Origin of the sequence: Aeromicrobium sp. CF4.19, from assembly GCF_051262555.1 — a bacterium.
Taxonomy (GTDB): Bacteria; Actinomycetota; Actinomycetes; order Propionibacteriales; family Nocardioidaceae; genus Aeromicrobium.
The window spans coordinates 35,926-59,643 of sequence record NZ_JBIMEU010000001.1; the positions used below are offsets into that span (position 1 = coordinate 35,926).

The following is a 23,718-nucleotide window of genomic DNA, read 5'->3' on the forward strand; positions in this document are numbered from 1 at the left end:
CATGGCAACCGTCACCGAGGAGTCCGTCCGCGAGGCGTTGGGCAACGTCAACGACCCCGAGATCAAGCGTCCCATCACCGAGCTCGGGATGGTCGACACGATCACGATCGATGATGCCGCGATCACGGTCAGGCTCCTGCTCACCGTGGCCGGCTGCCCCCTGAAGGACACCCTGAACCGCGACATCACCGCGGCAGTGGCCGAGGTCGCTCCGGCGCACTCCGTGACCGTCGACATGGGCGTCATGACCGACGAGCAGCGCAAGAGCATGCAGGAGATGCTGCGCGGCGGACGCACCGAGCGGGAGATCCCCTTCGCCCAGGCCGGCTCGCTCACCAAGGTCTACGCCATCGCTTCCGGCAAGGGTGGCGTCGGCAAGTCCTCGGTCACCGTCAACCTGGCCGTGGCCATGGCGCGACGCGGGCTCAAGGTCGGCATCGTCGACGCCGACATCTACGGCCACTCCATCCCCGACATGATGGGCGTCGGCGACCAGCGGCCCACCCAGGTCGAGGACATGATCATGCCGGTCCCCGCCCCGGTCGACGACTCCTCAGTCCCCGAGCAGGACCGCGAGCACCCCGACGTCAAGGTCATGAGCATCGGCATGCTCAAGCCCAAGAAGGACCAGGTCGTCGCCTGGCGCGGGCCGATGCTGGACCGCGCCCTCGTGCAGATGCTCAGCGACGTCTACTGGGGAGATCTCGACGCACTGCTGCTGGACCTTCCGCCCGGCACCGGTGACATGGCCATCAGCCTGGGCCAGCACCTGGCCAACGCCGAGGTCGTGGTGGTCACGACGCCCCAGCAGGCTGCGGCCCAGGTGGCCGAGCGGGCCGGCACGATGGCCTCGATGATGCACCAGCGCGTCGTCGGCGTCATCGAGAACATGTCCTACCTGCAGACCCCCACCGGCGAGCGCATGGAGGTCTTCGGCTCCGGCGGTGGCACCGCCGTGGCCCAGGCACTCAGCCACCGGTTCGGCTACGACGTGCCCGTCCTCGGCCAGATCCCCCTCGAGGTCGGCCTGCGCGAGACCGGGGACTCCGGTCGCCCGATCGTCTCCTCCGACCCCGACGCGGAGTCCGCGAAGATCCTGCAGCAGGTCGCCGACCAGCTCTCCGGCCGCTCGCGCGGCCTGGCCGGGATGCAGCTGGGGCTCTCCCCCACCGGCCGGCTCTAGGGGCTCGACGTGTTCGGCATGGGGTGGCCGGAGATCGCGCTCATCGCGGTCGTCGGGCTGCTCGTCTTCGGACCCGAGAAGCTGCCCGGCATGGCCAAGCAGGCCGCCCAGATGGTCCGGACGGTCCGCCAGATGGCCGACAACGCCAAGAACGACCTCGGTCGTGAGATCGGCCAGGACTTCTCCGAGCTGGACCTGCGCGACCTGGACCCCCGCGAGGTCGTGCGCCGCAACCTCCTGGACTCCCCCGGTCAGGCTCGCGCCCCCCGGACCGGCAGGATCCTGCGGCCCGGCGAACGGCCCCCGTTCGACACCGAGGCCACCTGACGCACGCGAGGGCGGCATCGCCCCTGGGGGTGCCGCCCTCACGCGCGCCTGCGACTACTGCGTGCGCGGGGGCCGCGAGACGTTGCAGACCGCGTCGCGCAGGTTCACCGAGATCGGGATCCCGATGATCTCCAGCTCGACCCGCAGGGCCGTGGCACCGACGCACCGAACGATCCCGGTGCCGCTGCGCCCTCGCAGACCGGTGGGGACCCCGAAGAGCTCCGTCACCTCGAGCTCGGTCACGGCGTCGACCGCCGAGAACCCGTCTCCCGGCGTGAACGTCAGGGAGGCGTCACCCAGGTTGGACAGCACCCGCCCGCCACGCAGCGGGTACTCGCAGCCGGCGAAGCCGCAGGACCCGTCGAACGACGTCGTGTTGAGGTAGAGCGGTCCACCGTCCTCACCGATGCTCCCGGTGAGGTCGAGGCGCCGCAGGCGCAGGTCCTCGACCGTCAGCTCACCGGACGGGTCGGCCAGGTTCAAGGTCGTGTACTCGCCCGCCTCGAACGTGATCGAGCCCAGCTCCGGGTCGGCGATCCCGGCATCGGGCAGGCACGACGAGCCGTCGGCCATGCAGATGTCGAGCTCGGCCGGGAGCGGACCACTGATCGAGCCGCTCAGCCCCGCCAGCGTGAACTCCAGGCTCTCCGTGGCCTCCGAGGCGCGGTAGGACAGCGACGTCGAGCCGCTGCCGTCGTCCACGAGAGCCAGGCGCATCTGCGGCACGAGCCGGTCCAGGGTCGCCCGGATGGCCTCATCGGGACTGTCGCCGAGGATCGCGACGGAGAACACCTGGCGCGCCACCGTGTCCAGCAGCAGCTCCGGGGTCTCGTCGATCTCGGCCTCGATGGTCCGCAGACCCTGGATCCTGGCCGCCAGCGTCGTCGATCCCCCGGACTGGTCGAGCACGAGCCCGTCCCCGCCCCCCGGGATCGTCACCGGTGCGCCCGAGTGGGCGTCGAGCTCCACGAGACCGATCGGCTGACCGGCGGCGTCGAAGACGACGCCGTCGTCCCCGGCCGTCACCGTCAGGCTCTGTGGCACGTCGCGCAGACGGACGTCCACCTGCTCCGCTCCCTGGAACAGCCCCTCGGGGTCGGAGGAGGACGCCTGCAGGTCGACTGCCGCGATGGCGTCGGAGCCCGCGACGGAGACGCCACCGGACTGGTCGACGCCCAGCGCGATCTCCCGCGGTGTGTCCTCGACCCGTCCTGCGAAGGTCAGGTCGTCCAGCTCGGCCAGCAGGCGCAGCGGTCCGGCCTGCTTGGTCAGGTCGACCGAGAGGTCGTCGCCGAGCCCGAGGGCCATCTGCTCGAACCCGGGCAACCGGACGGCCACCGAGCTGCGCTCCTGCTCTCCCTGGAGAAGGCGTAGGTACGCGTCGTCCTCCAGCGTGGCGATCGAGCCCCCGGTGGCGTACCCGGCCTCGAACACGCCGATCGGCGCGCTCGCGTCCAGGCTGCCCGTCCCATCGGCTCCGAGGGAGAAGTCGACCGTGTCGGGGACGTCCGCAAGCGCGAGCCGCACCGCGTTCACCGTCCTGCCGCCGTCCAGCTGCCGGCCGTCGACCAGCACCCGGTCCAGACCGGCGGCACTGCGGATCGTCGCGCCGACGCCGTCGCCACCGTCGCCCGTGACCTCCACGCCTGCCGTGCCATCGACCGCGTCGAGCGTGACGTCGGCCAGCGTGACCTCGTCCCCGCCGGAGTCGTCGGCGAAGGAGATGTCCACCCGTGTGGCGGCATCCGTCGCCAGCTGGGCTGCGACGTCCTCCTGCCCGCCGTCCAGCCGGACGGCGGCGCGGGCCGCCGTGGGAGCCCGGTCGAAGGCGATCCCGAAGCGCTGCTCGCGCGGAGCGAGGTCGGCGTCCTCCTCACCGCTGGCGCCAGCGGGCACGACCGCACCGGAGAGCGTCAGCGGGGAGTCGCTGCGGCTGGCGAGCTCGACGCCCACCTCGCCGTCACCGAGCACGAGGTCGGCCTGGAAGCCCTCCGGTGCCTCACCGTCACGGCTGTCGTAGCCGAAGCGGAACTCATCGCTGGATCCCGGCAGTGCGACGAGCGCCTGCAGGCTCAACGGCAGCTCCTCGGGGGCGCTGCTGAGGCGGGCGATCTCCAGGCGGGGCACGATCGTGAGCGGATCGGCCGACAGGTCGGCGTCCACCGAGACGTCGCCATCCACACCACCGGTGCGCACCGAGGCGAAGTCGCTCGCGAGCGTGAGGTTGGCCAGGACGTCCGGACGGCCGTCGCCGGTGACGTCGAGCGGCTGGGGCACGCCCAGCGTCGCCTTGAACTCCCGGGCCGTGCTCTCACCATCGACCTCGACGACGGAGCGCCAGCGAAATCGGGTCACGTCGACGAGTGCGTCGAGGTCCTCGCCGAGGCTGGCGTTCTCCAGCAGGTCGTCGATGACGACGTCGGTGTCGTCGGCCAGCTTCACCAGTCCGGCGGTCGTGGTCTGCAGGACCGTGTCGAGCGCGAGGTCGAGATCGGCGACGTCCCACACCGAGCCCGTGCGCGGCGGGATGCCCAAGGCGGCGACCAGCGCGTCGATCGGGTCCAGGATGGACGCGACCGGTTCCTGGACGGCCAGCTCGTCGACCGCTCTGGTGACAGGTGCCAACAGGTCCCCGATCAGGGTCGTCAGCCCACGCACGACCCCGCCCAGCACGTCGTGCTCGACTGCGGCCTCCTGGGCGGCGGCGTCGCCGACGTAGAAGGTGACCTCGTCGTCACTGCCGGAGTAGACGTCCGTACCGGCGAAGCGGGCCTCCACGGCCTCGGTGCGGCTGCCACCGCGGACCACCACGGAGCGCTCGGCGACACCGTCGGCGTCGGTCACCCCGGAGCCGTCGCTGTCACCGAAGCGCAGGGCCACGTCCTCGCCCTCCAGGGGCGTGCCGGCCCGGTCGCTGTCGGGCGTCGTGTCGACCAGGCGTGCACCGAGCGCGGCGGCTGCGCCGGGCTGCGCCCTGGTGTCGCCGGTGTACTCCAGCCCGCTGGAGCGGGGCAGCAGCGTCGTCGAGGTGCTGTCGAAGAGGCCACGCAGCGTCGCGTCCGAGGCGACGGTGGCGTTGATCTCCAGCGCGCCGACCGGCAGGTCGGGGAGGTCGAAGGTCACGCTGCCCCGGCCGGCAGAGTCCGTTCGGACACCGGTGTCCCCGACTCCGGGGACCGTGACCGTCACGTCCCGATCGGCCGCCGGTGTGCTGGAGATGCCCGTGCCCTGCACCGTGGTGAGCACCGCGACCTCCAGCGACTCACCGGTGACGACCTCGACGGGAGCGGTCAGCGTCACAGCCGCGCGGTTGTCCAGCGTCACGGTGGTGTTGCTGAGCTGGGACTCCGCCCGGGTGGTGCACCCCAGGTTGAGGAAGCCGGAGCGCACGCTGTCGCGGGCGAAGCTCTGGATCCGGTAGGTCCCGTTGGGCCGGCCCACCGACGACCACGTCGTCGAGAGCGCCCCGGCGTCGTCGCGCGAGGCCGAGTGCACGACGGCCCCGGCCTCGTTCAGCACCCGCAGACGGGAGCTGCTGTCGTCACGGGCGATGCAGGTGTTCGTGGACCCGCGGGCCTCCGTGATGGGCACGTTGCCCGAGACGGTCGCTCCGTTGCCGGGCGTGGAGATCGCGGCGGCGGCCGGGGAGGTGGCGGCGAGCACGCCGGCGGCCAGGGCGGCCGAGGCGAGCACGGCGATCAGGCGGGGACGGCGAGCAGCGGGGAGGCGCACGGAGGCTCCTGTCGAACGACGATGAAGACGAACGTGACAACCGTCACGAGCCATGACTCGTTACGGACCATCTTTCGATGGCCCGATCAGGTCTTGCGCCGTCACCGTGGATCCTGATACGCGTGGGTACCGCGCGGCGGTGGCACCGACCGTCAGGGACTGACCCAGCTCGCCATGCGATCCAGTCCTTCGCCCACGCGTGCGGCGGCGTCGCGTGGTTGGCGCGGCTCCGGCAGCTCGGCCAGAACCTCGGCCAGCCGTTCCTCCCCGAGGTCCGTGACCGCGATGAAGACCATCCCGTCGGCATCCCAGGCCAGGACCGTCGGCTCGCCCTCGTCGACCCAGAGCTGCCGCTCCCCGATCGTGCGCAGCCCGAAGCCCTGCAGGGCTCGTTCGTCGAGCGATCCCGTTCGCTCGTACAACCGGAGGCGATGCCGCCCATCGGTGTAGGTCAGCGAGACCGTGGAGGCGTCCTCGCCGTGCCAGCGGCCGTCGACCCGCTCCAGGTCACCGGCAAGGGTCTGGTGGCAGGGCCACCCGTTCGCGTCCAGCTCATCGAGGTCGGCGACCGTCATGGTGTCGGCAGCGACGTTGTGACCGGTGTCGAACTCGAGCGCGTACTCCGCGAACGGTGGGCGCACGGGGTCTGCGTCGCGATCTTCGTGGGCCCCGGCGAGGAAGCCCAGGCCCGCCACCGCCACGCAGGCGCCCACCAGGGCGGCGCCCACGCCCAGCAGCGGCGATCGACGCAGCCGCTCACGCCGCGATTCCGGGACCGAGGCGACCGTGGGGACGGAGCTGAGCGAGGCCAGCAGCGCCAAGGGAGGGGCCGGGACCGAGCCCGTCTGCATCCGGGTCTTCAGCAACCGCTGCTGGGAGACCGCGTCACGGCAGCGGTCGCACTCCTGGAGGTGGAGCCGTGCCGCCGCCGTGGACTCGGGCGAGAGCTGCCCGTCCACGAACGCCGCGACGTCCCGCTCCAGGTGTGCCATCAGCCGGTGACGGGTCCGAGGAATCGGGTGCGACCACGGGACGGGGCGCGGTGCGAGAGCGCAGCACGCAGCTGGGTGCGGCCGCGGTGGATCCGGGAGCGGACGGTGCCGATCTTGACTCCCAGGACCCCGGCGATCTCCTCGTAGGACAGGCCCTCGACGTCGCACAGCACCACGGCGACCCGGAACTCCTCCGGCAGTGAGGAGAGCGCGGTCTCGATGTCGGAGTCGAACGCGGCGTCGTGCAGCGCCGAGTCCGGCTGCACCTCCCGGCTGGGCAGGCGCTCCTCGGCACCGTCGCTGAAGCCGTCCATGCGGATCTTCGCGCCACGACGGACCCGGTCGAGGAACAGGTTCGTGGTGATGCGATGGATCCAGCCGTTGAAGTTGCCGGGCTCGTAGCGATCGAGGGAACGGAAGACGCGGACGAAGACGTCCTGCGTGAGGTCCTCGGCGTCGTGCTGGTTGCCGGTGAGGCGATAGGCGAGCCGGTACACCCGGGCGGAGTGCTCCGCCACGATGTCGTCCCACTCCTGCGTCTGCTCCACCGTCTGCCCCGCTGTCTGTGCTGCCACGTCCTGCGTCGTCATGGTGCGATCGTCGCCGCCCTGCCTGAGAGAACGCCCAGAGCACGCTGACGGTTCCCATCCAATTGGCCGCTCGCCGTGCCGCCGGGTTCCCGGGGCCTGGCCGTCGACCTCACTATGCTGGCCAGGAAGACTGATGAGAAGGAGCACGTCATCACCAACGCAGCCAGCCTCCAGTTCGCCGAGGACTACCTCGTCGAGGACGTGCACCTCGCCGACGCCAGGCGTCGCGCCGAGGACGTCGGCGTCTCCCCCATCGGAGCCGGTGGCGGTGCCGCCCTGCACTTCCTCGCCTCGCTGCTGGACGCGAAGGGCGTCGTCGAGATCGGCACGGGGACGGGCGTCTCGGGCCTGTGGCTGCTGCGCGGCATGTCCGCCGAGGGCGTCCTGACGTCGGTCGACCTCGAGGCCGAGCACCAGCGCCACGCCCGGCAGGTCTTCACCGCCTCCGAGGTCGCCTCGCAACGCTTCCGCCTCATCGCGGGCTCAGCGCTGGACGTGCTGCCCCGGCTGACCGACGCCGCCTACGACCTGGTCTTCATCGACGGCGACAAGGTCGAGTACGGCGAGTACCTCGAGCAGGCGCTGCGACTGGTCCGGCCCGGCGGCGTGCTCGTCGTCGACAACGCCCTGTGGCACGACCGCGTGGCCGATCCCGCGCAGCGCGACCCCCAGACGGTCGCCGTGCGCGAGATGCTGGAGCAGGTCAACACCGACGAACGTCTCGTCCCGCTGCTGCTGCCGGTGGGTGACGGACTGCTCGCCGCCATGCGTCGGCGCTGAGCCTCGCGGCGTCAGGCCTCGAACCGGGCCGCTGAGCGGAAGCCTGCCGGCCCACGGACGACAGCCACGATCTCGCACGCCTCCACCAGCTCAGGAGGGCTGCCCACGATCCTCGTACCGGGCAGGTCCTCCATCGTGGCCTCCATCTCGGCCTGGAAGGCGGCCCGGGCCTCGTCACTGACGAAGACGTAGGTTCCCTCGAACCACTGGCCCTCGCTGGCGCGCCACGTCTTGAAGCGCAGGCCGTCGAGGCCGGCGAACCGGGCGAAGCTGGTGTCCTCGACGACGCTGCGGAGCCGCTCGAGCGTCTCGGGCGGTGTGCCGGTCAAGGACCAGCGCATCGTCAGGCCGAACAAGCGTCAGACTGCCTTGAGGGCTTCACTCAGCGTGGCGGCTTCCTCCTTGTTGAGCTCCACCACCAGTCGTCCCCCACCCTCGAGCGGGACACGCATGACGATGCAGCGTCCCTCCTTGGTGACCTCCATCGGTCCGTCACCTGTGCGAGGCTTCATGGCCGCCATCGGTACCCCTCTCGTCCGGCGCACTCGCACGAGTGCGTACGTTCATTATCTCCCATGGCGGTGGCACTTCTCACGCGGTACCCAGCACGCGGACCGACGAGGGGGTTCAGGCGTACTTGCGGGAGCTGTCGGACTGCTCCCAGGCCAGCAGCTCGGTGCGGGCCTCCAGCTCGGCGGCCTGGCTGGCGGTGAGCTCGTCACGCAGCTGGCGCACCTCGGCGCGCGTGGTCTCCAGCGTCGACTCGACGTCGGCGAGCTCAGCGGCGGTCGCCTCGCCCCGGGTCACGGCGGCGGTGCGCGCGGCCTCGACCTCGGTGAGCGAGGAGGTCGCGCGCTCCAGCTCGACCCGCAGCAGCTCGACCTGCTCGCGACCGGCCTTGACTGCGGCGGCCATGTGATCGGCGAACGCGACCTGGTCACGAGCCCGCACCTCCGCCTGGCGCGCGTTCCTCTGGGCGGTGGCGGCACGATCGTGCGCCCAGTCGCGCCGGACGCGTGCGGTCTCCTCGTTCAGCAGGCGCGCACTGACGAGGGAAGCAGCCACGGCGTAGCCGATGCCGCCCACGAGCACGGCGTAGGAACCGACCACGACCGCCGCGATGGCGGCGACCACGGCCGTGAGCAGCAGGAGCCCGGCGACCAGCACCCGCACGGAGCGAGCGGCCGAACGTCGACCTCGAGGGGAAGAGGGGGTGCGACGGGGGGAAGACATGGGTTCAGGATAGGTCCGCGGAGCGCTCCGGACGGGGAGGCGCACCGAGCCCACGCACCGCTCGGGCCGGGTGTGGCTACGATGAACCGCCCCGTCGACACCTCGTGGAGGTCTGCCCATGCCCCGGGACCCGTGCGGCGCGCGAGCGCTCGTCGAGTTCACGCGCCGCGCGACCCCAGGTGTGCCCGCTACAGCGGCAACACGCTTCTTGTGTCTCGGCTACCAGGTGAAGCTACGCGGCTCGACGACGCGGGCAGTTGTCCAGGAGCGGGACGTTCGTCCTCCGATCCACAGGTGGTTGGGGTTGGGAAGACGTGCGTAACGCATCTGCCAAACTCTCAGTCGACTCAAAGCGAGCAAGCCTAGCGAGGTGTGACGCCAGCCAGGCTCACTGAGTCGATCGCCCCAGGCGTGCAGCTCGCTGCTTCACTGGGAAGTTCATCACGCGGCACATTCTCGCTGATCCCGCCAGTGAACTCAGCCGAGTTGCCGATTCTGACGTCCTTGTACCCCGGGATAACAATAACCTCCCCATTTTGAGTCACACTCGATCCGGGTGGTGCAATCAAGAGCGCTCCATCAATGGCGACACAGTTTTCATCGTTGATCGAAACAGTCCCTGCCACCAGAGCCTCGGGGTAGGCCTCCGCATCCTGCGATATGAGGAGCGTCGGGTCTTCGGACCCAGATTGTGGAGTTGCACTAGGTTCTTCAGCGGTGCACCCAGAAAGAGCCACCAAGAGGCTGACGGAAAAAGCAACGATTCCCATCCGTGCTCGCATGGATGACCTCATCTCATTGAGTTCGGAAGAACGCGTTGAGGTAGTTCGCGACGGTTGAGCTCTTCGTGAAGATCGACCGGCCATTCCTGGTGACTCCCGAGTGAATTCCGTAGGCCGCCTGCGCCAAGAAGACTCCCGCTCCGCTATCGCCGCCGGAACTGTAGTGACGATCGACAGCAGCTAGACCGCAAAAAGTGGGATAACCCGAGTACTTGTAGCAAAGATTCTCGGCACGATAGATGTATGCACAGGTGTACCCGGTAGACATTCCGTACTTACAGACACGCCCACCCTTCACGGGGTCCCTGCGACTCTTGAGAGTTCGAAAAGTGTTTAAAGAGGTCGCTCGGAACTTTGCTGGCGCCGCCGTGCCACTGATAGTCCGATGAAACTGCACATCAATTCGATTTCCATTGGGTGTCGCGGGAAAATCAGTGACAAACTGTATCCACCCGACATTGAATCCGAATCGCATCTTATTCATACAATGCCCCGCAGTTACGAGTCCCCGCTGACCGCTTCGAGCGGCAGTGAACCCTGCAGTGCAACGAGCAAGCCCACTGGTGCTTCTCATTTGTGCATTGCCGTAAACCTCGGCCTCACCTGCAGTCTGAAGATCCGGGTCCAGGCGGGCGATCACCTCGACCGGGAGCCGACCATCGAATGCGCCCTCGGCGATTGCGGTCTTCGCCCCAAGTTCGATCTTCTCCGCGTGAGCAGCGCTGAAGTTCTCGTCAGCTTCTCCCTGAGAATACCAAATGTGAATCGCATCATCGTCGTCAGAGATCTCGCTCGCAAGCATCCCCTCGGGTCCAATGGACTCAGAGACAGCCGCAACTGCCGCATCTGACGCTCTCAACAGTTCTTCGGAGCTGCTTGGGTATCCCCATCGCACTTGAACATCTAGAGGCAGCTGCTCCAAGCCCTCGAAGACAGACTCGGGTGGTCGCACAGTGAAAGCCAGATAGGCGTCCGCGCTCTTGACGCGGTTCAGTCCACTGCCGGCATAGATGTCGCCATGTCGCTCTCGCACATCTGCAACGAAATCCTCGAACGGCATCTGGGACCGAAGCGCCTCCCTGGTCGCTGAATCCTCTTCGTCCGAGAAGTAGGCGAAGTCCTTCAACTCCTCGGGTGACGGCTGGTAGGACCCGGTCCCGTGCACAACCACCGCCTCCCGCTCGGTGGGGGCTGCCCTCACGGCCGGTTCCTTGTCCGACGACGGACTGGCGGTCGCAGGTGACGCGGGCAGCGCGCCAACCAGGAACAGCAGAGTCAGAACTGTGCCAAGGATCGATCTCGTTGATCGCATGTGGAACTCGTCTCCCGCGCCTATGGGTCTATGTCACAAGTCAGTATCACGAGAAAGGGTCAGGGATAATGGGAACGCTCAAAGAATCATCGAGGTTTCGGACGAGCGCCTGATGCAACGACTATGTCAAACGGCGGGTCGGCGTTGCGACCCAAACGGCATACTCGGGTTCTTCGTGCTTGGATCTGGAGTGTCCGGCGATGGTCTCCATTCGGTAAGTCGTCTCCGGGCTGGTGATGTCTAGGGACACTGACCTCCGAATGCCTCACCGAAAGCACCCTCGAGACCGAAAGCACCCTCGAGATCGTCGTGCGCGCCCAGGTCATCACCGCGCAGCGCTTCGTCGCTTCGTCGCTTCGTCGTCGAGATTGCTCCGCGGGCCCTACACACAAGGGACCTCCTTCTTCCGCGACGGGTGGAGCTTGTTCGACCTGTTCGTCGTTGCCGTGGCGCTCATCCCGGCCTCGGGGGCCTTCGGCGTGCTGCGCGTCCTGCGCGTCCTGCGGGTGCTGCGCCTGCTCTCGGCAGTCCGGTCCATGCGACGCGTCGTGGCGGCGCTCGCCGCGACGATCCCGGGCATGGTCTCGATCGGTGCACTGCTGGTGATGCTGGTCTACATCGCCGCAGTCATGGCCACGCAGATGTTCGGGGCCACCGACCCCGAGCACTTCGGCAACGTCGTGCGGTCCGTCCTCTCGCTGTTCCAGGTCATGACCGGCGACGACTGGGCGAACGTCGTCCGCCCCGTCACCGACGCCCACCCGGCGTCGTGGCTGTTCTTCATCGGCTTCATCCTCGTCTCCACCTACATCGTGCTGAACCTGTTCATCGCCGTGGCGGTCGAGGCCCTGGACATGCAGAAGGACGACGACACGCGAGAGATCGTCGACGAGGTCGAGCAGAGCGAGCAGGCGCTGCTCGACGCGGTCGCCGACCTCAAGACCGAGGTCGCCGCCCTGAGGAGCGAGCTGGTCCGGCGTCCGCCGGACTGAGGTAGCCCCGGCCTCAGCCGGAGGAGGCGACCGCGTCGAAGTGGGAGACCGCCTCGTCGACGTCGTCGGTCAGCAGGAGCAGGTCGAGGTCGGCCTCGCTGATCTTGGCGTCCGGCAGCATCGTCGAGCGCAGCCAGTCGATCAGCCCGCCCCAGTACTCGGTGCCGAACAGCACGACGGGGAAGGTCGTGATCTTGCCCGTCTGGGAGAGGGTCAGCGCCTCGAAGAGCTCGTCAAGGGTGCCGAAGCCGCCCGGCAGCACGATGTAGCCCTGCGCGTACTTGACGAACATCGTCTTGCGGACGAAGAAGTAGCGGAAGTTGATCCCGAGGTCGACCCACTCGTTGAGTCCCTGCTCGTGCGGGAGCTCGATGCCCAGCCCCACGGAGACACCGCCGCACTCGCTCGCACCCCGGTTGGCGGCCTCCATCGCGCCCGGGCCTCCCCCGGTGATGACGGCGTAGCCACGCTCGCACAGCTTCTCCGACACGAGCCGGGCCTTCTCGTACATGGGGTCCTCGGGCTTGGTGCGCGCCGAGCCGAAGACGGCCACGGCCGGCCCCAGCTCGGCCAGGGCACCGAAGCCCTCCACGAACTCGGCCTGGATGCGCAGGACGCGCCACGGGTCGGTGTGCACCCAGTCGACCTGGCCACGCGAGTCGAGCAGCCGCTGGTCGGTGGTGCTGCTGGGGATGCGGCCACGACGCAGCCGCACCGGCCCCTTGTCGTACGATGTCATGGGCTCAACCATCTCCTCAGGGCGTCCTCGACGCCGGTCAGGTGGGCGATCGGGACGTGCTCGTCCTGCTTGTGGGCGTAGACGGGGTCGCCGGGGCCGTAGTTGACCGCGGGCACCCCGAGCTGGGTGAACTGGGCGACGTCCGTCCATCCGAACTTCGGCGCGACCTCGGCGCCGATGGCCTCGATGAACGCCGCCGCAGCCGGCCGGTCGAGGCCGGGCAGGGCGCCCGGAGCGCTGTCGGTGACCACGATCTCCATGCCCGCGAACAGCTCGTGCAGGTGGGCGAGGGCCTCGGTCTCGCTGCGGTCCGGCGCAAAGCGGTAGTTGATGCTGACCCGGGCCTCGTCGGGCACGACGTTCCCGGCGACGCCACCGGAGATGCCCACGGCGTTGAGGCCCTCGCGGTACTCCAGCCCGTCGATGACGACGCGTCGCGGCTCGTAGCCGGCGAGCGTCGCCAGGATGGGTGCGGTGGCGTGGATGGCGTTGCTGCCCCGCCAGGAGCGGGCCGAGTGCGCGCGCTCGCCGCGGGTCACGACGTCGATGCGGATGGTGCCCTGGCACCCGGCCTCGACCGACGCCACGGAAGGCTCCATCAGGATCGCGAAGTCGGCCTCGAGCAGCTCGGGCTGTTCACGGGCGACACGACCGAGCCCGTTGTGCACGGCGGCCACCTCCTCGGCCTCGTAGAAGACGAACGTGACGTCGCGGACCGGGTCGGGGAGCGTGGCGGCCAGCTTGAGCGCGACGGCGACGCCGCCCTTCATGTCGCACGTCCCCAGCCCCCACAGGAGGTCGCCCTCCAGACGGGAGGGGAAGTTGTCGTTGGCCGGGACGGTGTCCAGGTGCCCGGCGATCAGGACCCGCTCGCCACGTCCGAGGGTGGTGCGGGCGACGAGGGTGTGGCCGTCCCGGGTGACCTCCAGGTGTGGCTGGGACCGCAGCACGTCCTCCACGGCGTCGGCGAGCTCGGCCTCCTGGAAGCTCTCGGAGGCGATGTCGACGATGTCAGCGGTGAGCCGGACGATGTCGCGGGTGGGGTCGAGCCGGGCCATGGCGCCACCCTAGTGGTGTCACAGTGGAGCCATGAGCGACCCACGAGCCACCACCTCCCTGCTGACCGACTCCTTCGGACGGATCCGCGAGCTCGTCGAGTCCGTCGCGGGCCAGCTGGACGACCAGACGGCCGTCCTGCGCCTGGATCCGGGCGCCAACACCCCGATCTGGTTGCTGTGGCACCTCGCTCGCGTGCAGGACGACCACGTCGCGGGCCTGGCCGGTCATGACCAGGCCTGGGAGAGCTGGCGCGAGCGCTTCGACCTGCCCTTCGCGCCGGATGACATCGGGTACGGCCACGACGCCGACCAGGTGGCGGCCGTCCGGTCCGACCCGGATCTGGTGGCGGCCTACCACGCGGACGTGCACGACCTGACGCTTCGCTACGTGGGGTCGCTGACCGAGCAGGAGCTGGCCCGCGTCGTGGACGAGCAGTGGGACCCGCCCGTCACCGCGTCGATACGGCTGGTCAGTGTCATCGGCGACTGCCTGCAGCACCTGGGTCAGGCCTCGTTCGTCCTGGGCGTGGCGGGTCGCCGCTCCTGACTCACCGATGTGGGGCGATGCGCTGCAGCAGCAGGTGCTCCTCCCAACGGCCGTCGATGCACAGGTAGTCCGGTGCCCGGCCGTACGGCACGAAACCGGTCCGCTCCAGCACGCGCAGCGAAGCGGCGTTGGAGGGCATCACCTCGGCCTGCAGGCGGTGCAGCCCGAGATCGCCGAACGCCCTCGCGACGGCCTCCTCGACCGCGCGGGTCATCAGCCCGCGACCGGTGGCGTGCTCGACGAGCCAGTACCCGATGCTGGCCGACTGGAAGGCACCGCGGATGATGCTGCTGATCGTCAGCTGCCCCACCATCACGCCGTCCTCCACCACGGCGAGCGGCACCGAGTGCCCGGCCACGAAGGCGGCGAGCCGCTCCCCCAGGGACTCCAGCTGACCCTCCTGCGTGTAGAAGTCTTCCGCGCGCTGCGGGCCGGCGGGGCGCAGGAACTCACGATGGTCGCGCCACAGGGCCGCCACCTCGGCGGCGTCGTCGAGCTCCAGCAGCCTGAGCACGCTCACCAGCTGGTCCCTCGACGCGCCAGCTCCTCACGCAGCAGACGCACGGTCTCGGGGCCGACACCGTGCAGGGCGGCGACCTCCTCGACGTGCTCGACCTCCGGCAGGGCGGTCGCGGCCTTGCGGAGCTGTGCCTTCGTGGTCATGCGTCCCGCCGGGCGAAGACGCAGAACTCGTTGCCCTCGGGATCGGCCATGACCGTCCAGCCGATCTCGTCGTCCTGTGGCCGCAGCACCGTGGCACCGGCCGAGACAAGGTCGTCGACCGTCGCGTCACCGAGGAGATGCACGTCCCAGTGCACCCGGTTCTTGACGGTCTTGGGCTCGGGCACGGGCACGAAGTCGAAGGACTCGAACGGCACGCCGGGGACGCCGTCGAGGTGGGAGTAGCCCTCCTCGGCATGGGTGACCGTGCCGCCCCACACCTCGGCCCACCAGCTCGCCAGCGCGGCGTGGTCGGCGGCGTCCACCACCACGTCCTTGAGCCGGTAGTCGGGCACCTCGTCGTAGGTGAAGACGCAGAGCTCGTTGCCCTCGGCGTCGGCCAGCACCGCCCATGGGAACTCCCCGGTGTCGCTGAGCCGCGTGGCACCGGGAAGGTCCTCGACCGAGCGGGCGCGGACGTCCAGGTGCACACGATTCTTGACCGTCTTGGGCTCGGGCACGATGCACGGCAGCACCATGTGGCGCGGCGTGGGGCCCTCCAGGTGCACCTCGCCGGAGCCGTCGTCGTCAGGGACGACGTCCAGGCCGAGAGCCTGACCCCAGAAGGCGGTGGTCGACGCCATGTCGTTGACGTCGATGCAGAGATCCTTGTACGCGACGAGTGCCATGACGCCACGCTAGAGCGGAGCACCCACACCGCGCGAGACCCGTACCGAGCGAACGTGAGCAATGCCTCACGCCACCGATGGTGCTCACCGGCCCTCGAACCGGTTTAGTGGGGCAGATCATCCGCAGTCGACCCAGGAACACCATGCCTCGCATCGTTCGTCGCACCTTCGTCGCCGCCCCCGGCCCCCTCGTGTGGGACCTCGCCCAGGAGTTCGCCCGCTGGCACCCTCGGCTCAACATCTACACCGGCGGCCCCGAGTCCTCCCCCGAGCTCGTCGTGACCGTGCTCGAGCAGGACGCCGAGCAGCACCGGCTCGTCTACTCGATGCCCGAGCCGCCGTTCCCGATCACCGACCACCGGGCCACGATCCGCGTCGTCGCCGACACCGAGAGCACGTGCTACGCCGAGTGGTCCGCGGAGTTCGAGACGGATCCGGGCATCATGCAGCTGCTCGAGGACCAGCTGGGCGACGACATCTTCAACCTCGCCCTGGACCGGCTCGCCTCGGCCGCGCAGGACGAGCACGCCGGTCGCGTGCTCAGCAGCTGAGTCAGCTTCTCCACTTCTCGAAGCCGAGGACGATCAGGCGCATCTCGCGTCGCGCCTTGCGCTTGATGTCCTCCTCCACGTCCGCGCGACCGTCGGGAGCGTGGACGACCTGCTCGGCCCGGTAGACCATGTTGCGGACGAACAGCCCCGCGGCCATCCGGACGTCCTCGCTCGACCAGTCCTCGATGTGCGGCAGCCGGGCCAGCACGACCGCCAGCTCGGAGATGAACAGCTCGAGCTCGCGCTGGATGGCCTGGCGCACCGAGTCGGACCCGCTGGCGCGCTCCCGCGCGACGAAGCCGAAGTGCGTCTTGTTCTGCTTGACCACCCGCACGAGGATCTCCGCCGAGGCGTCGATGATGTCGGCGAAGGTCTCCGGGTCGCGCTGGGCGTCGCGGATCATCGCCCGTAGCGTCTGGAAGCACTGCTCCACCAGGGCGAGTCCCACGTCGTCCATCGACGTGAAGTGCCGGTAGAAGGCCGTGGGCACGATCCCGGCCCGGCGCGCCACCTGGCGCAGGCTGAGCTGGGCGAACCCGCTCTCGCCGCTGAGCTCCAGGGCCGCGACGAGGATCGCCTGACGCGTGCGCTCCTTCTGCTCCTGACGGCTCAGCACGACGGGTTCGACCACCCGCACATCGTAGAGGCTGGCCCGCGGCACGACACCAAGGTGAGTGCATGGGTGTGTTCCGACGTGCGAGGGGTCACGGGGAACCCCCTTGCATTGACGTGCGAAAGCAGACACACTTTCGGTGTACGGTCGTTCACTCAAAGTGGAGGGATGCACATGGGCTTCGTCCGCAAGACCTTGGCCACGCGCCCCGTCGCCACGCTCACGTCGCCGCACTCGCTCGACCACTACCTGGATCGGGTGCACCCGATGTGGACCGTCGAGCAGGTCCGCGCCCGCGTCGTCGACGTCATCCGCGAGACCGGCGACGCCAGCACCGTCGTGATGCGCCCCAACGGCGCCTGGAAGGGCTTTCGACCCGGCCAGCACGTGCAGTTCGGCATCGAGGTCGACGGCACCCGCAAGGTCCGCGTCTTCTCCGTCGCCAGCTCCGCGGCGGGCCGCGGCCGCACCTTCAGCGTCTCGGTCAAGGCCCACCCCGACGGCTACGTCTCGCAGTTCCTGCACCGCGAGCTGGAGCCGGGGACGATCGTCCACCTCTCCCAGGCCGAGGGCGAGTTCGCCCTGCCGGCCGCCGCTCCCGACCGACTGCTGCTGCTCAGCGGCGGCTCGGGAATCACCCCCGTCATGTCGATGGCCCGCACCCTGCGCGATCGCGACCACCGCGGCCACGTCACGTTCCTGCACTACGCCAAGTCCCGCGAGGACGAGATGTTCACGCCCGAGCTGGACCGGCTGGCCGGCGAGATGCACGACGCCGAGGTGGTCCGCGTCTACACCCGCGTTCCCGAGTCCGACGCCGCCCTGACGGGACGCTTCCACGTCGATCACCTCGATCACCTCGGAGTCGACGCCACGAACACGCTCACCTTCGTCTGTGGTCCGGCCGGACTGATCGCCTCGGTCCGCGACACCTACACCGACCTCGGCGCCGCCGACCAGCTGCGCCAGGAGTACTTCAAGGTCCCGTCCGTGGACCTGGACGCCGCCGACGCCACCGGCACCATCAGCTTCGACGCGGCCGATCGCGGACCCGTCGTCGAGATCCAGAACAGCGGCGCGACCATCCTGGAGCAGGCCGAGCTCGCCGGCCTCACCCCGGCGTTCGGCTGCCGCATGGGCGTCTGCAACACCTGCGCGGTCAAGAAGCTCAGCGGCGCCGTCCGCCACGTCGTGAGCGGCGAGATCGGCGCCAACACCGACGAGACCATCAAGGTCTGCGTCAACGTCCCCGTCGGCGACGTCACCGTCGCACTCTGAGAGAGGGAGAACACCATGTCCACCAAGCGCCCCACCGTGGCCACGTACGACGCCAGCGACCACAACGCCGCCCCGGCGCCGCTCGTCGGCGCCGACGCCCAGAAGCGCTCGACCATCGGCCTGGAGCACATGTCCCACGAGGAGCTGGAGACCTTCGGTCTCGAGCTCGACGCGATCCGCCAGCGGACCCTCGACGACCTCGGGCAGGCCGACGCCGACTACATCCGTCGCGTCATCCGCATCCAGCAGGCGTGCGAGGTCCTGGGCCGCATCGGCATCTTCACGCCGTTCTTCCTGCCGACCTTCATCGCCGGCATCGTGCTGCTCGGGCTCTCCAAGATCCTGGAGAACATGGAGATCGGCCACAACGTCATGCACGGCCAGTACGACTGGATGAACGACCCGCTCGTGGACGCCAAGCAGTACGAGTGGGACAACGTGGCTCCCGCGCAGGACTGGAAGCACGGCCACAACTTCATCCACCACACGTACACGAACATCCACGGCAAGGACCGCGACATCGGGTACGGACTGCTGCGGATCGACGCGGACCAGCCGTGGTACCCCAACCACCGCTTCAACCTCCCCGCCGCCTTCCTGCTGATGATGTTCTTCGAGTGGGGCGTGATGTATCACGGCATCGAGCTCGATGAGTACCTCGGCGGGAAGATGACCAAGAAGGAGTTCCGCGATCGCAAGAGCCGCGCGGCCCGCAAGGCCCGCCGACAGATCATCAAGGACTACGTCGCCTACCCGGTGCTCGCGCTCGCGCTCGTGCCGTTCGTCGGGTGGTGGGCCCCGCTCGCCGTCCTCGGCGCGAACTTCGTCGCCAACCTGATCCGCAACATCTGGACGTTCCTCATCATCTTCTGTGGCCACTTCCCGGCCGAGGTCCAGACCTTCGCCGAGGAGGACGCGGAGAACGAGACCCGCGGCCAGTGGTACCTGCGCCAGCTGCTCGGCTCGGCCAACATCTCCGGCAGCATCCCGTTCCACATCCTCAGCGGCAACCTGAGCCACCAGATCGAGCACCACCTGTTCCCGGACATCCCGGCCCGCCGCTACCCCAAGATCGCCCCGGAGATCCGGGAGATCTGCGAGCGGAACGGGCTGCAGTACAACAGCGGTCGTCTGAGCCGCCAGCTCGCCAGCGTCGCCCGGCAGCTCGCGGCGTTCTCGGCCAAGCCCGACGACCCGTACAAGCAGGGCAAGAGCCCGGAGTCCAAGGCGCTGCGCCGCGCCAAGCGCGAGGCGGCCCAGAAGGAGCGGGAGTCCGTCACGGCGTGAGTCGGGAGGGCCGTGACGGGCCGGCGTCGCCGTGCGGCCCCGGCCCGTTGCGGAACAATGGGACCGCACCTGTCCCGCCCACCCGGAGCCACGCATGAGTACCAGTCGAGACGCTGCTCACCCTGATGCGACCCATCCCTGCGGCGAGCGCTGACGAATCACCCACATGACCCCCACCGTCGCCGTCGTCGGGTCCGGCATCTCCGGGCTCACGGCCGCCTACGTGCTCTCGCGCAGCCACGCCGTCACGCTGTTCGAGTCCGACGACCGCTTCGGTGGCCATGCACACACGCACACCATCGACACGGCGCACGGCCAGGACCGCGTCGACACCGGGTTCATCGTGCACAACGACCGGACGTACCCGCTGCTGCGCCGGCTCTTCGCCGAGCTCGACGTCGACGTCCACCCCACGGAGATGAGCATGAGCATCTCCTGCGAGGGCTGCGGCCTGGAGTACGCGGGCGGCCGTGGAGGCGCCGGCATCTTCGCGCAGCGGCGTCGCGTCGCGGACCCGCGCTTCCTGTCGATGCTCGCGGGCGTCAAGCGGTTCCAGCGGGCCGCGCACGCGCTGCTGGAGGCGCAGGAGTCCCCCGCGGACGACGAGGTCACCTACGGCGACTTCCTGCGCCAGCACAAGTTCTCCCAGCACTTCATCGCGCACTACGCCATCCCGGTCGTCGCCTGCGTGTGGTCCTCGGGCCGTGACGACGCCCTGCAGTACCCCGCGCGCTACCTCTTCGCCTTCCTGAAGCACCACGGGTTCCTGTCCATCAAGGGCTCCCCCCAGTGGTTCACCGTGCAGGGTGGCTCGCGCTCCTACGTCGACAAGGTCACCGATGCGATCGGCGACGTCCGGGTGGCCACGCCCATCCGCGCGGTCAGCCGCAAGCCCGACGCCGTGCACCTGCTCGACGCTGCCGGCACCACCCACGAGGTCGACCACGTCGTCATCGCCACCCACGCCGACGACGCCCTGGCCCTGCTCACCGACCCCACCGACGAGGAGCGACGCATCCTCGGCTCCTTCGGCTACTCCCGCAACGAGACCGTCCTGCACCACGACGCCGGGCGGCTCCCCTCGACCCCTGCCGCACGCGCCGCCTGGAACTACCGGATGACCGGGTGCGGCACGAGCGGTGGCAGCACGGCCGTCACCTACTGGATGAACCGCCTGCAGGGCCTGGAGAGCGACGATCCGTACCTCGTCTCGCTCAACTCCGCCGACGCCATCGACCCCTCGACGGTCCTGGCGACCATGCAGTACACCCACCCGCTCTACACCCCCGCGTCGGTCGCGGCGCAACGCGAGCTGGGCTCGCTGAGCGGTGGCCGCACCGCCTTCGCCGGCGCGTACCACGGCTGGGGCTTCCACGAGGACGGGGCACGATCGGGTCTCGCCGCCGCCGAGGCCCTCGGGGGCGCGTGGTGAGCACGGATGCCGTCATCACGCCTGAGCTCCCGGCCCTCGTCGTCGGGTCGGTGGGGCACGCCCGGCGCACCCCCCTGACGCACCGCTTCCGGTACCGCGTCTACCAGTGGCTCGTCGACCTCGACGCGATGCCCAGGTTGCCGCGCTGGCTGCAGCCGTTCTCCTCCTTCCACGCCGGGGACCACATCGGCGACCCCGACCGCAGCATCCGCGAGAACATCGAGACGTTCTGCGCCGCCAGCGACCTCGACGTCACCGACCACCGCATCGTCATGCTGGCCAACGCCCGCGTGCTGGGCCACACGTTCGACCCGCTCAGCGTGTTCTGGGCCATCGCCCCCGACGGGCACCTGACCTGCATCGTCGCGGAGGTCCACAACACCTACGGTGAGCGCCACGCCTACCTGCTGCAGCCCGACGCGGCCGGCCGGGCCGAGACCGACAAGGCGTTCTACGTCTCGCCGTTCTTCACGGTCGCCGGGCGGTACGACCTGCGCTTCCGGCTCGAGCCGGACACCGTCTCCACCACCATCGTGCTGCGCCAGGGCACAGCGTCCGACGCAGCCTCCACCGAGGCCGTGTTCAGCGCCACCTTCAGCGGCACCCCGGCACCCGCCACGCCCCGCCGGCTCGTGCGACTGCTCATCACGCAGCCGTTCATGACCCATCGGGTGAGCCTGCTGATCCGAATGCACGGTGTGTGGCTGTGGCTCCGACGACTCCCGGTCGTCCCGCGGCCGACTCACCGACCCCAGGAGGGAACCCGATGAACCAGGCACTGCAGTCCGCGTGGCCGGGGCTCGCCCACTCGCCGCGCACCCCGTTCAAGGCCCGGGTGGCCCGCGCCATCCTGCGCCCGACGGTCGACCGCCTGCCGGTACGGCTGACGTTCCCCGACGGCAGCCACTGGGGCGCCGGAGGGTCCGACGCCCCCGAGATGGTGGTGCGACGCCCCGCGGCCCTGTTCAACCGGCTGGGCGCCGACACCAAGATCGGCCTCGGCGAGGCCTACATGGCGGGCGACTGGACCACGGGTCCCGACACCGACCTTGCGGACCTGCTGACCCCGTTCGCGGCACGGCTGACGACGCTGGTCCCCCCGTCCCTGCAGAAGCTGCGCCGGCTGGTCGACGTCGCCCTTCCGCAGCACGAACGAAACTCCATCGAGGGCTCCCGCTCCAACATCGAGCGCCACTACGACCTGTCCAACGACCTCTTCGCCGAGTTCCTCGACCCGACGATGACCTACTCCGCCGCCTGGTTCGAGTCCTTCGAGGAGTCCCTGGAGTCCGCGCAGGAGCGCAAGATGGAGGGCATCCTGGACCAGGCGAACGTCGGCAAGGGCACTCGCGTCCTGGAGATCGGCAGCGGCTGGGGTGCGTTGGCGATCCGTGCTGCACGACGCGGCGCGACGGTCACCACGATCACCATCTCCCAGGAGCAGGCCGCGCTGGCGCGGGAGAACTTCGCCCGGGAGCCCGCGGACGTCGCCGGGCGCATCGACCTGAAGCTGCTGGACTACCGGGAGGTCACGGGCGAGTACGACGCGGTCGTCAGCGTGGAGATGGTCGAGGCCGTCGGCGAGGAGTACTGGCCGACCTACTTCTCCACCATCGACCGGGTGCTGGCGCCCGGCGGCTCGGTGTCCATCCAGGCCATCCTGATGGATCACCACCGCTACCTGACGACCCGCAACTCCTATGGGTGGATCCAGAAGTACATCTTCCCGGGCGGTCTCATCCCCTCGCGACAGGCGATCGACGAGACGCTGCAGTCCCACACCGGCAGTCTGCTCGTGACCGAGAGCCGGGTGCTCGGGCCGGACTACGCCCGCACGCTGCGGCTGTGGCGCGAGCGCTTCGACGCGCGCTGGGACGCGATCGCCGCCCAGGGGTTCGACGAGACGTTCCGCCGGATGTGGGAGTTCTACCTCGCCTACTGCGAGGCCGGCTTCGGCGTTCGCTACCTCGACGTCCAGCAGCTGCAGATGCAGCGCAAGATCTGACCCTGCCCCTGCTGCCCGTGGACTACCGTGGCCCCAGACGTCGGGGCATGGCAGGAACCGACAGAGGAGCGAGGCATGGTCGTCGCGGGTCAGGGAGCTCTTCCTGCGTTGATCAGGGATCAGCTGCGGTGCGAGCTCAGAGGACTGCAGCGTGAGGGAGTGTTCGACGTCCTCTTCGGCGGTGGCGTCGAACGTTCGCGTCTGCACCTCACCGACTTCTCCGGCACGCGGAGCAAGGTGCTGCGCGGACTTGTCATCGAGGCCGAGCGCGGTGCCGGCGGCCGGGCCATGGTCGAGCACCGTCCCGTGCGCGTCGACCACTACCGAACGGCCCGCAGCATCACTCACGACTACCTGCACGAGATCACCAGGGAAGGGATCCTGGCCTTGGTCGCGGCGCCGGTCGTCGTCAATCGGCGCACGCGCGGCGTGCTGTACGGCGCGATGCGTTCCTCGACGTCCCTGGGTGACCGCTCTGCGGCCGCGCTGGAGGAGGCAGCCCAGTCGCTGGGGCACGAGTGGGCCATCCACGAGGAGGTCGAGTCACGACTCCACGCGATGACCCGGACGATCGACCACACCTCGCCACGCGAGGAACGGTTGGCCGACGTGATCACCGAAAGCTACCTGCTGCTGCGCGAGGTTGCCGCCGACGTCGAGGACGTCGGGCTGCGCACCCGACTCCGTCAGGTGGAGGAGTCGTTGCGCCGGCTCACGGCACGGACCCCGGCAGCGGACTCCGTCAACCTGACGCCTCGAGAGATCGACGTCCTGCTCTACCTCGGGCTGGGGTGCAGCAACAGTGAGATCGGTGAGCGGCTGAGGCTGAGCACGGCGACGGTGAAGACCTACGTGCGCAACCTGATGGCCAAGCTGGAGGTGAGCACGCGCCATGCTGGCGTCGTGGAGGCGAGGCGCCGAGGTCTGATCCCCTGA

25 protein-coding genes are annotated in these 23,718 nt (G+C 69.3%); 12 read left to right on the forward strand and 13 right to left on the reverse strand.

Going from position 1 to position 23,718, the window contains the following annotated elements:
• Nucleotide 1 precedes the first annotated feature (1 nt).
• Entirely contained in the window at nt 2-1,183 is a 1,182-nt protein-coding gene (locus ACHAAC_RS00175) for an Mrp/NBP35 family ATP-binding protein (RefSeq protein ID WP_435713836.1), read from the forward strand.
• Between the two features lie 18 nt (nt 1,184-1,201).
• The gene (locus ACHAAC_RS00180) at nt 1,202-1,510 is read left to right on the forward strand and encodes a sec-independent translocase (protein WP_435714760.1); all 309 of its coding nucleotides are present in this window, start codon (nt 1,202-1,204) and stop codon (nt 1,508-1,510) included.
• 54 nt (nt 1,511-1,564) lie between these two features.
• On the opposite strand, the gene ACHAAC_RS00185 is transcribed toward ACHAAC_RS00180, so the two are convergent.
• The 3 genes from ACHAAC_RS00185 to sigE all read right to left on the reverse strand — a co-directional run bounded on the left by ACHAAC_RS00185 (nt 1,565) and on the right by sigE (nt 6,824).
• Nucleotides 1,565-5,242: a hypothetical protein gene (locus ACHAAC_RS00185; protein WP_435713837.1), complete on the reverse strand. Its 3,678-nt coding sequence runs from the start codon at nt 5,240-5,242 to the stop codon at nt 1,565-1,567.
• Nucleotides 5,243-5,394: 152 nt separating this feature from the next.
• A complete protein-coding gene (locus tag ACHAAC_RS00190; RefSeq protein ID WP_435713838.1) occupies nt 5,395-6,234 on the reverse strand; it encodes an anti-sigma factor family protein in 840 nt (279 codons plus the stop codon).
• Entirely contained in the window at nt 6,234-6,824 is a 591-nt protein-coding gene (gene sigE / locus ACHAAC_RS00195) for an RNA polymerase sigma factor SigE (protein ID WP_435713839.1), read from the reverse strand. The genes ACHAAC_RS00190 and sigE overlap by 1 nt, the downstream gene beginning before the upstream one ends.
• A 114-nt stretch (nt 6,825-6,938) precedes the next feature.
• Here sigE and ACHAAC_RS00200 point away from each other — a divergent pair, with 114 nt between their 5' ends.
• Complete coding sequence (locus ACHAAC_RS00200; protein WP_435713840.1) at nt 6,939-7,604, forward strand: O-methyltransferase; 666 nt, start codon at nt 6,939-6,941, stop codon at nt 7,602-7,604.
• Between the two features lie 11 nt (nt 7,605-7,615).
• On the opposite strand, the gene ACHAAC_RS00205 is transcribed toward ACHAAC_RS00200, so the two are convergent.
• From ACHAAC_RS00205 to ACHAAC_RS00220, 4 genes are all read right to left on the reverse strand, one after another.
• A complete protein-coding gene (locus ACHAAC_RS00205; RefSeq protein WP_435713841.1) occupies nt 7,616-7,933 on the reverse strand; it encodes a hypothetical protein in 318 nt (105 codons plus the stop codon).
• 30 nt (nt 7,934-7,963) lie between these two features.
• Complete coding sequence (locus tag ACHAAC_RS00210) at nt 7,964-8,125, reverse strand: DUF3117 domain-containing protein (protein ID WP_435713842.1); 162 nt, start codon at nt 8,123-8,125, stop codon at nt 7,964-7,966.
• 106 nt (nt 8,126-8,231) lie between these two features.
• Nucleotides 8,232-8,837 (reverse strand): hypothetical protein, encoded by a 606-nt coding sequence (locus tag ACHAAC_RS00215; RefSeq protein WP_435713843.1) that lies wholly within the window; start codon nt 8,835-8,837, stop codon nt 8,232-8,234.
• Between the two features lie 795 nt (nt 8,838-9,632).
• Complete coding sequence (locus ACHAAC_RS00220) at nt 9,633-10,820, reverse strand: S1 family peptidase (protein ID WP_435713844.1); 1,188 nt, start codon at nt 10,818-10,820, stop codon at nt 9,633-9,635.
• Between the two features lie 371 nt (nt 10,821-11,191).
• On the opposite strand from ACHAAC_RS00220, the gene ACHAAC_RS00225 reads away from it, so the two are divergent.
• Nucleotides 11,192-11,923, forward strand: coding sequence for an ion transporter (locus tag ACHAAC_RS00225; protein WP_435713845.1), 732 nt, complete (start codon nt 11,192-11,194; stop codon nt 11,921-11,923).
• Nucleotides 11,924-11,936: 13 nt separating this feature from the next.
• Here ACHAAC_RS00225 and ACHAAC_RS00230 read toward each other — a convergent pair whose 3' ends face one another.
• Together ACHAAC_RS00230 and dapE are read right to left on the reverse strand one after the other, a co-directional pair.
• Nucleotides 11,937-12,662, reverse strand: a complete 726-nt coding sequence (locus tag ACHAAC_RS00230) for a TIGR00730 family Rossman fold protein (protein ID WP_435713846.1) — start codon at nt 12,660-12,662, stop codon at nt 11,937-11,939.
• Nucleotides 12,659-13,720: a succinyl-diaminopimelate desuccinylase gene (gene dapE, locus ACHAAC_RS00235; RefSeq protein ID WP_435713847.1), complete on the reverse strand. Its 1,062-nt coding sequence runs from the start codon at nt 13,718-13,720 to the stop codon at nt 12,659-12,661. The genes ACHAAC_RS00230 and dapE overlap by 4 nt, the downstream gene beginning before the upstream one ends.
• Before the next feature lie 31 nt (nt 13,721-13,751).
• On the opposite strand from dapE, the gene ACHAAC_RS00240 reads away from it, so the two are divergent.
• Entirely contained in the window at nt 13,752-14,267 is a 516-nt protein-coding gene (locus tag ACHAAC_RS00240; protein ID WP_435713848.1) for a mycothiol transferase, read from the forward strand.
• 1 nt (nt 14,268) lies between these two features.
• Here ACHAAC_RS00240 and ACHAAC_RS00245 read toward each other — a convergent pair whose 3' ends face one another.
• From ACHAAC_RS00245 to ACHAAC_RS00255, 3 genes are read right to left on the reverse strand one after another with little or no spacing between them, the layout of a single operon-like run.
• Nucleotides 14,269-14,787 carry a GNAT family N-acetyltransferase gene (locus ACHAAC_RS00245; protein WP_435713849.1) on the reverse strand — a complete coding sequence of 173 codons (519 nt, stop codon included), beginning with the start codon at nt 14,785-14,787 and terminating at the stop codon, nt 14,269-14,271.
• Nucleotides 14,784-14,930, reverse strand: coding sequence for a hypothetical protein (locus tag ACHAAC_RS00250; RefSeq protein WP_435713850.1), 147 nt, complete (start codon nt 14,928-14,930; stop codon nt 14,784-14,786). Before ACHAAC_RS00250 ends, ACHAAC_RS00245 begins: the two co-directional genes overlap by 4 nt.
• Entirely contained in the window at nt 14,927-15,616 is a 690-nt protein-coding gene (locus ACHAAC_RS00255; RefSeq protein WP_435713851.1) for a VOC family protein, read from the reverse strand. Before ACHAAC_RS00255 ends, ACHAAC_RS00250 begins: the two co-directional genes overlap by 4 nt.
• A gap of 143 nt (nt 15,617-15,759) precedes the next feature.
• Here ACHAAC_RS00255 and ACHAAC_RS00260 point away from each other — a divergent pair, with 143 nt between their 5' ends.
• Complete coding sequence (locus tag ACHAAC_RS00260) at nt 15,760-16,167, forward strand: SRPBCC family protein (protein WP_435713852.1); 408 nt, start codon at nt 15,760-15,762, stop codon at nt 16,165-16,167.
• A gap of 1 nt (nt 16,168) precedes the next feature.
• Here the strand turns inward: ACHAAC_RS00260 and ACHAAC_RS00265 are convergent, their stop codons facing one another.
• Nucleotides 16,169-16,798, reverse strand: a complete 630-nt coding sequence (locus tag ACHAAC_RS00265; RefSeq protein WP_435713853.1) for a TetR family transcriptional regulator — start codon at nt 16,796-16,798, stop codon at nt 16,169-16,171.
• A 156-nt stretch (nt 16,799-16,954) separates the two neighbouring features.
• Between ACHAAC_RS00265 and ACHAAC_RS00270 the strand changes: the two genes are divergently transcribed.
• The 6 genes from ACHAAC_RS00270 (at nt 16,955) to ACHAAC_RS00295 (ending at nt 23,718) form a co-directional block, all read left to right on the forward strand.
• The gene (locus ACHAAC_RS00270; protein WP_435713854.1) at nt 16,955-18,058 is read left to right on the forward strand and encodes a ferredoxin reductase; all 1,104 of its coding nucleotides are present in this window, start codon (nt 16,955-16,957) and stop codon (nt 18,056-18,058) included.
• Nucleotides 18,059-18,073: 15 nt separating this feature from the next.
• The gene (locus tag ACHAAC_RS00275; RefSeq protein ID WP_435713855.1) at nt 18,074-19,345 is read left to right on the forward strand and encodes a fatty acid desaturase family protein; all 1,272 of its coding nucleotides are present in this window, start codon (nt 18,074-18,076) and stop codon (nt 19,343-19,345) included.
• A 166-nt stretch (nt 19,346-19,511) separates the two neighbouring features.
• On the forward strand, nt 19,512-20,777 hold the full coding sequence (locus ACHAAC_RS00280) for an NAD(P)/FAD-dependent oxidoreductase (RefSeq protein ID WP_435713856.1): 1,266 nt from the start codon (nt 19,512-19,514) through the stop codon (nt 20,775-20,777).
• Nucleotides 20,774-21,547 (forward strand): DUF1365 domain-containing protein, encoded by a 774-nt coding sequence (locus ACHAAC_RS00285; RefSeq protein WP_435713857.1) that lies wholly within the window; start codon nt 20,774-20,776, stop codon nt 21,545-21,547. The genes ACHAAC_RS00280 and ACHAAC_RS00285 overlap by 4 nt, the downstream gene beginning before the upstream one ends.
• On the forward strand, nt 21,544-22,782 hold the full coding sequence (locus tag ACHAAC_RS00290) for a class I SAM-dependent methyltransferase (RefSeq protein WP_435713858.1): 1,239 nt from the start codon (nt 21,544-21,546) through the stop codon (nt 22,780-22,782). Before ACHAAC_RS00285 ends, ACHAAC_RS00290 begins: the two co-directional genes overlap by 4 nt.
• Nucleotides 22,783-22,941: 159 nt before the next feature.
• Complete coding sequence (locus ACHAAC_RS00295) at nt 22,942-23,718, forward strand: LuxR C-terminal-related transcriptional regulator (protein ID WP_435713859.1); 777 nt, start codon at nt 22,942-22,944, stop codon at nt 23,716-23,718.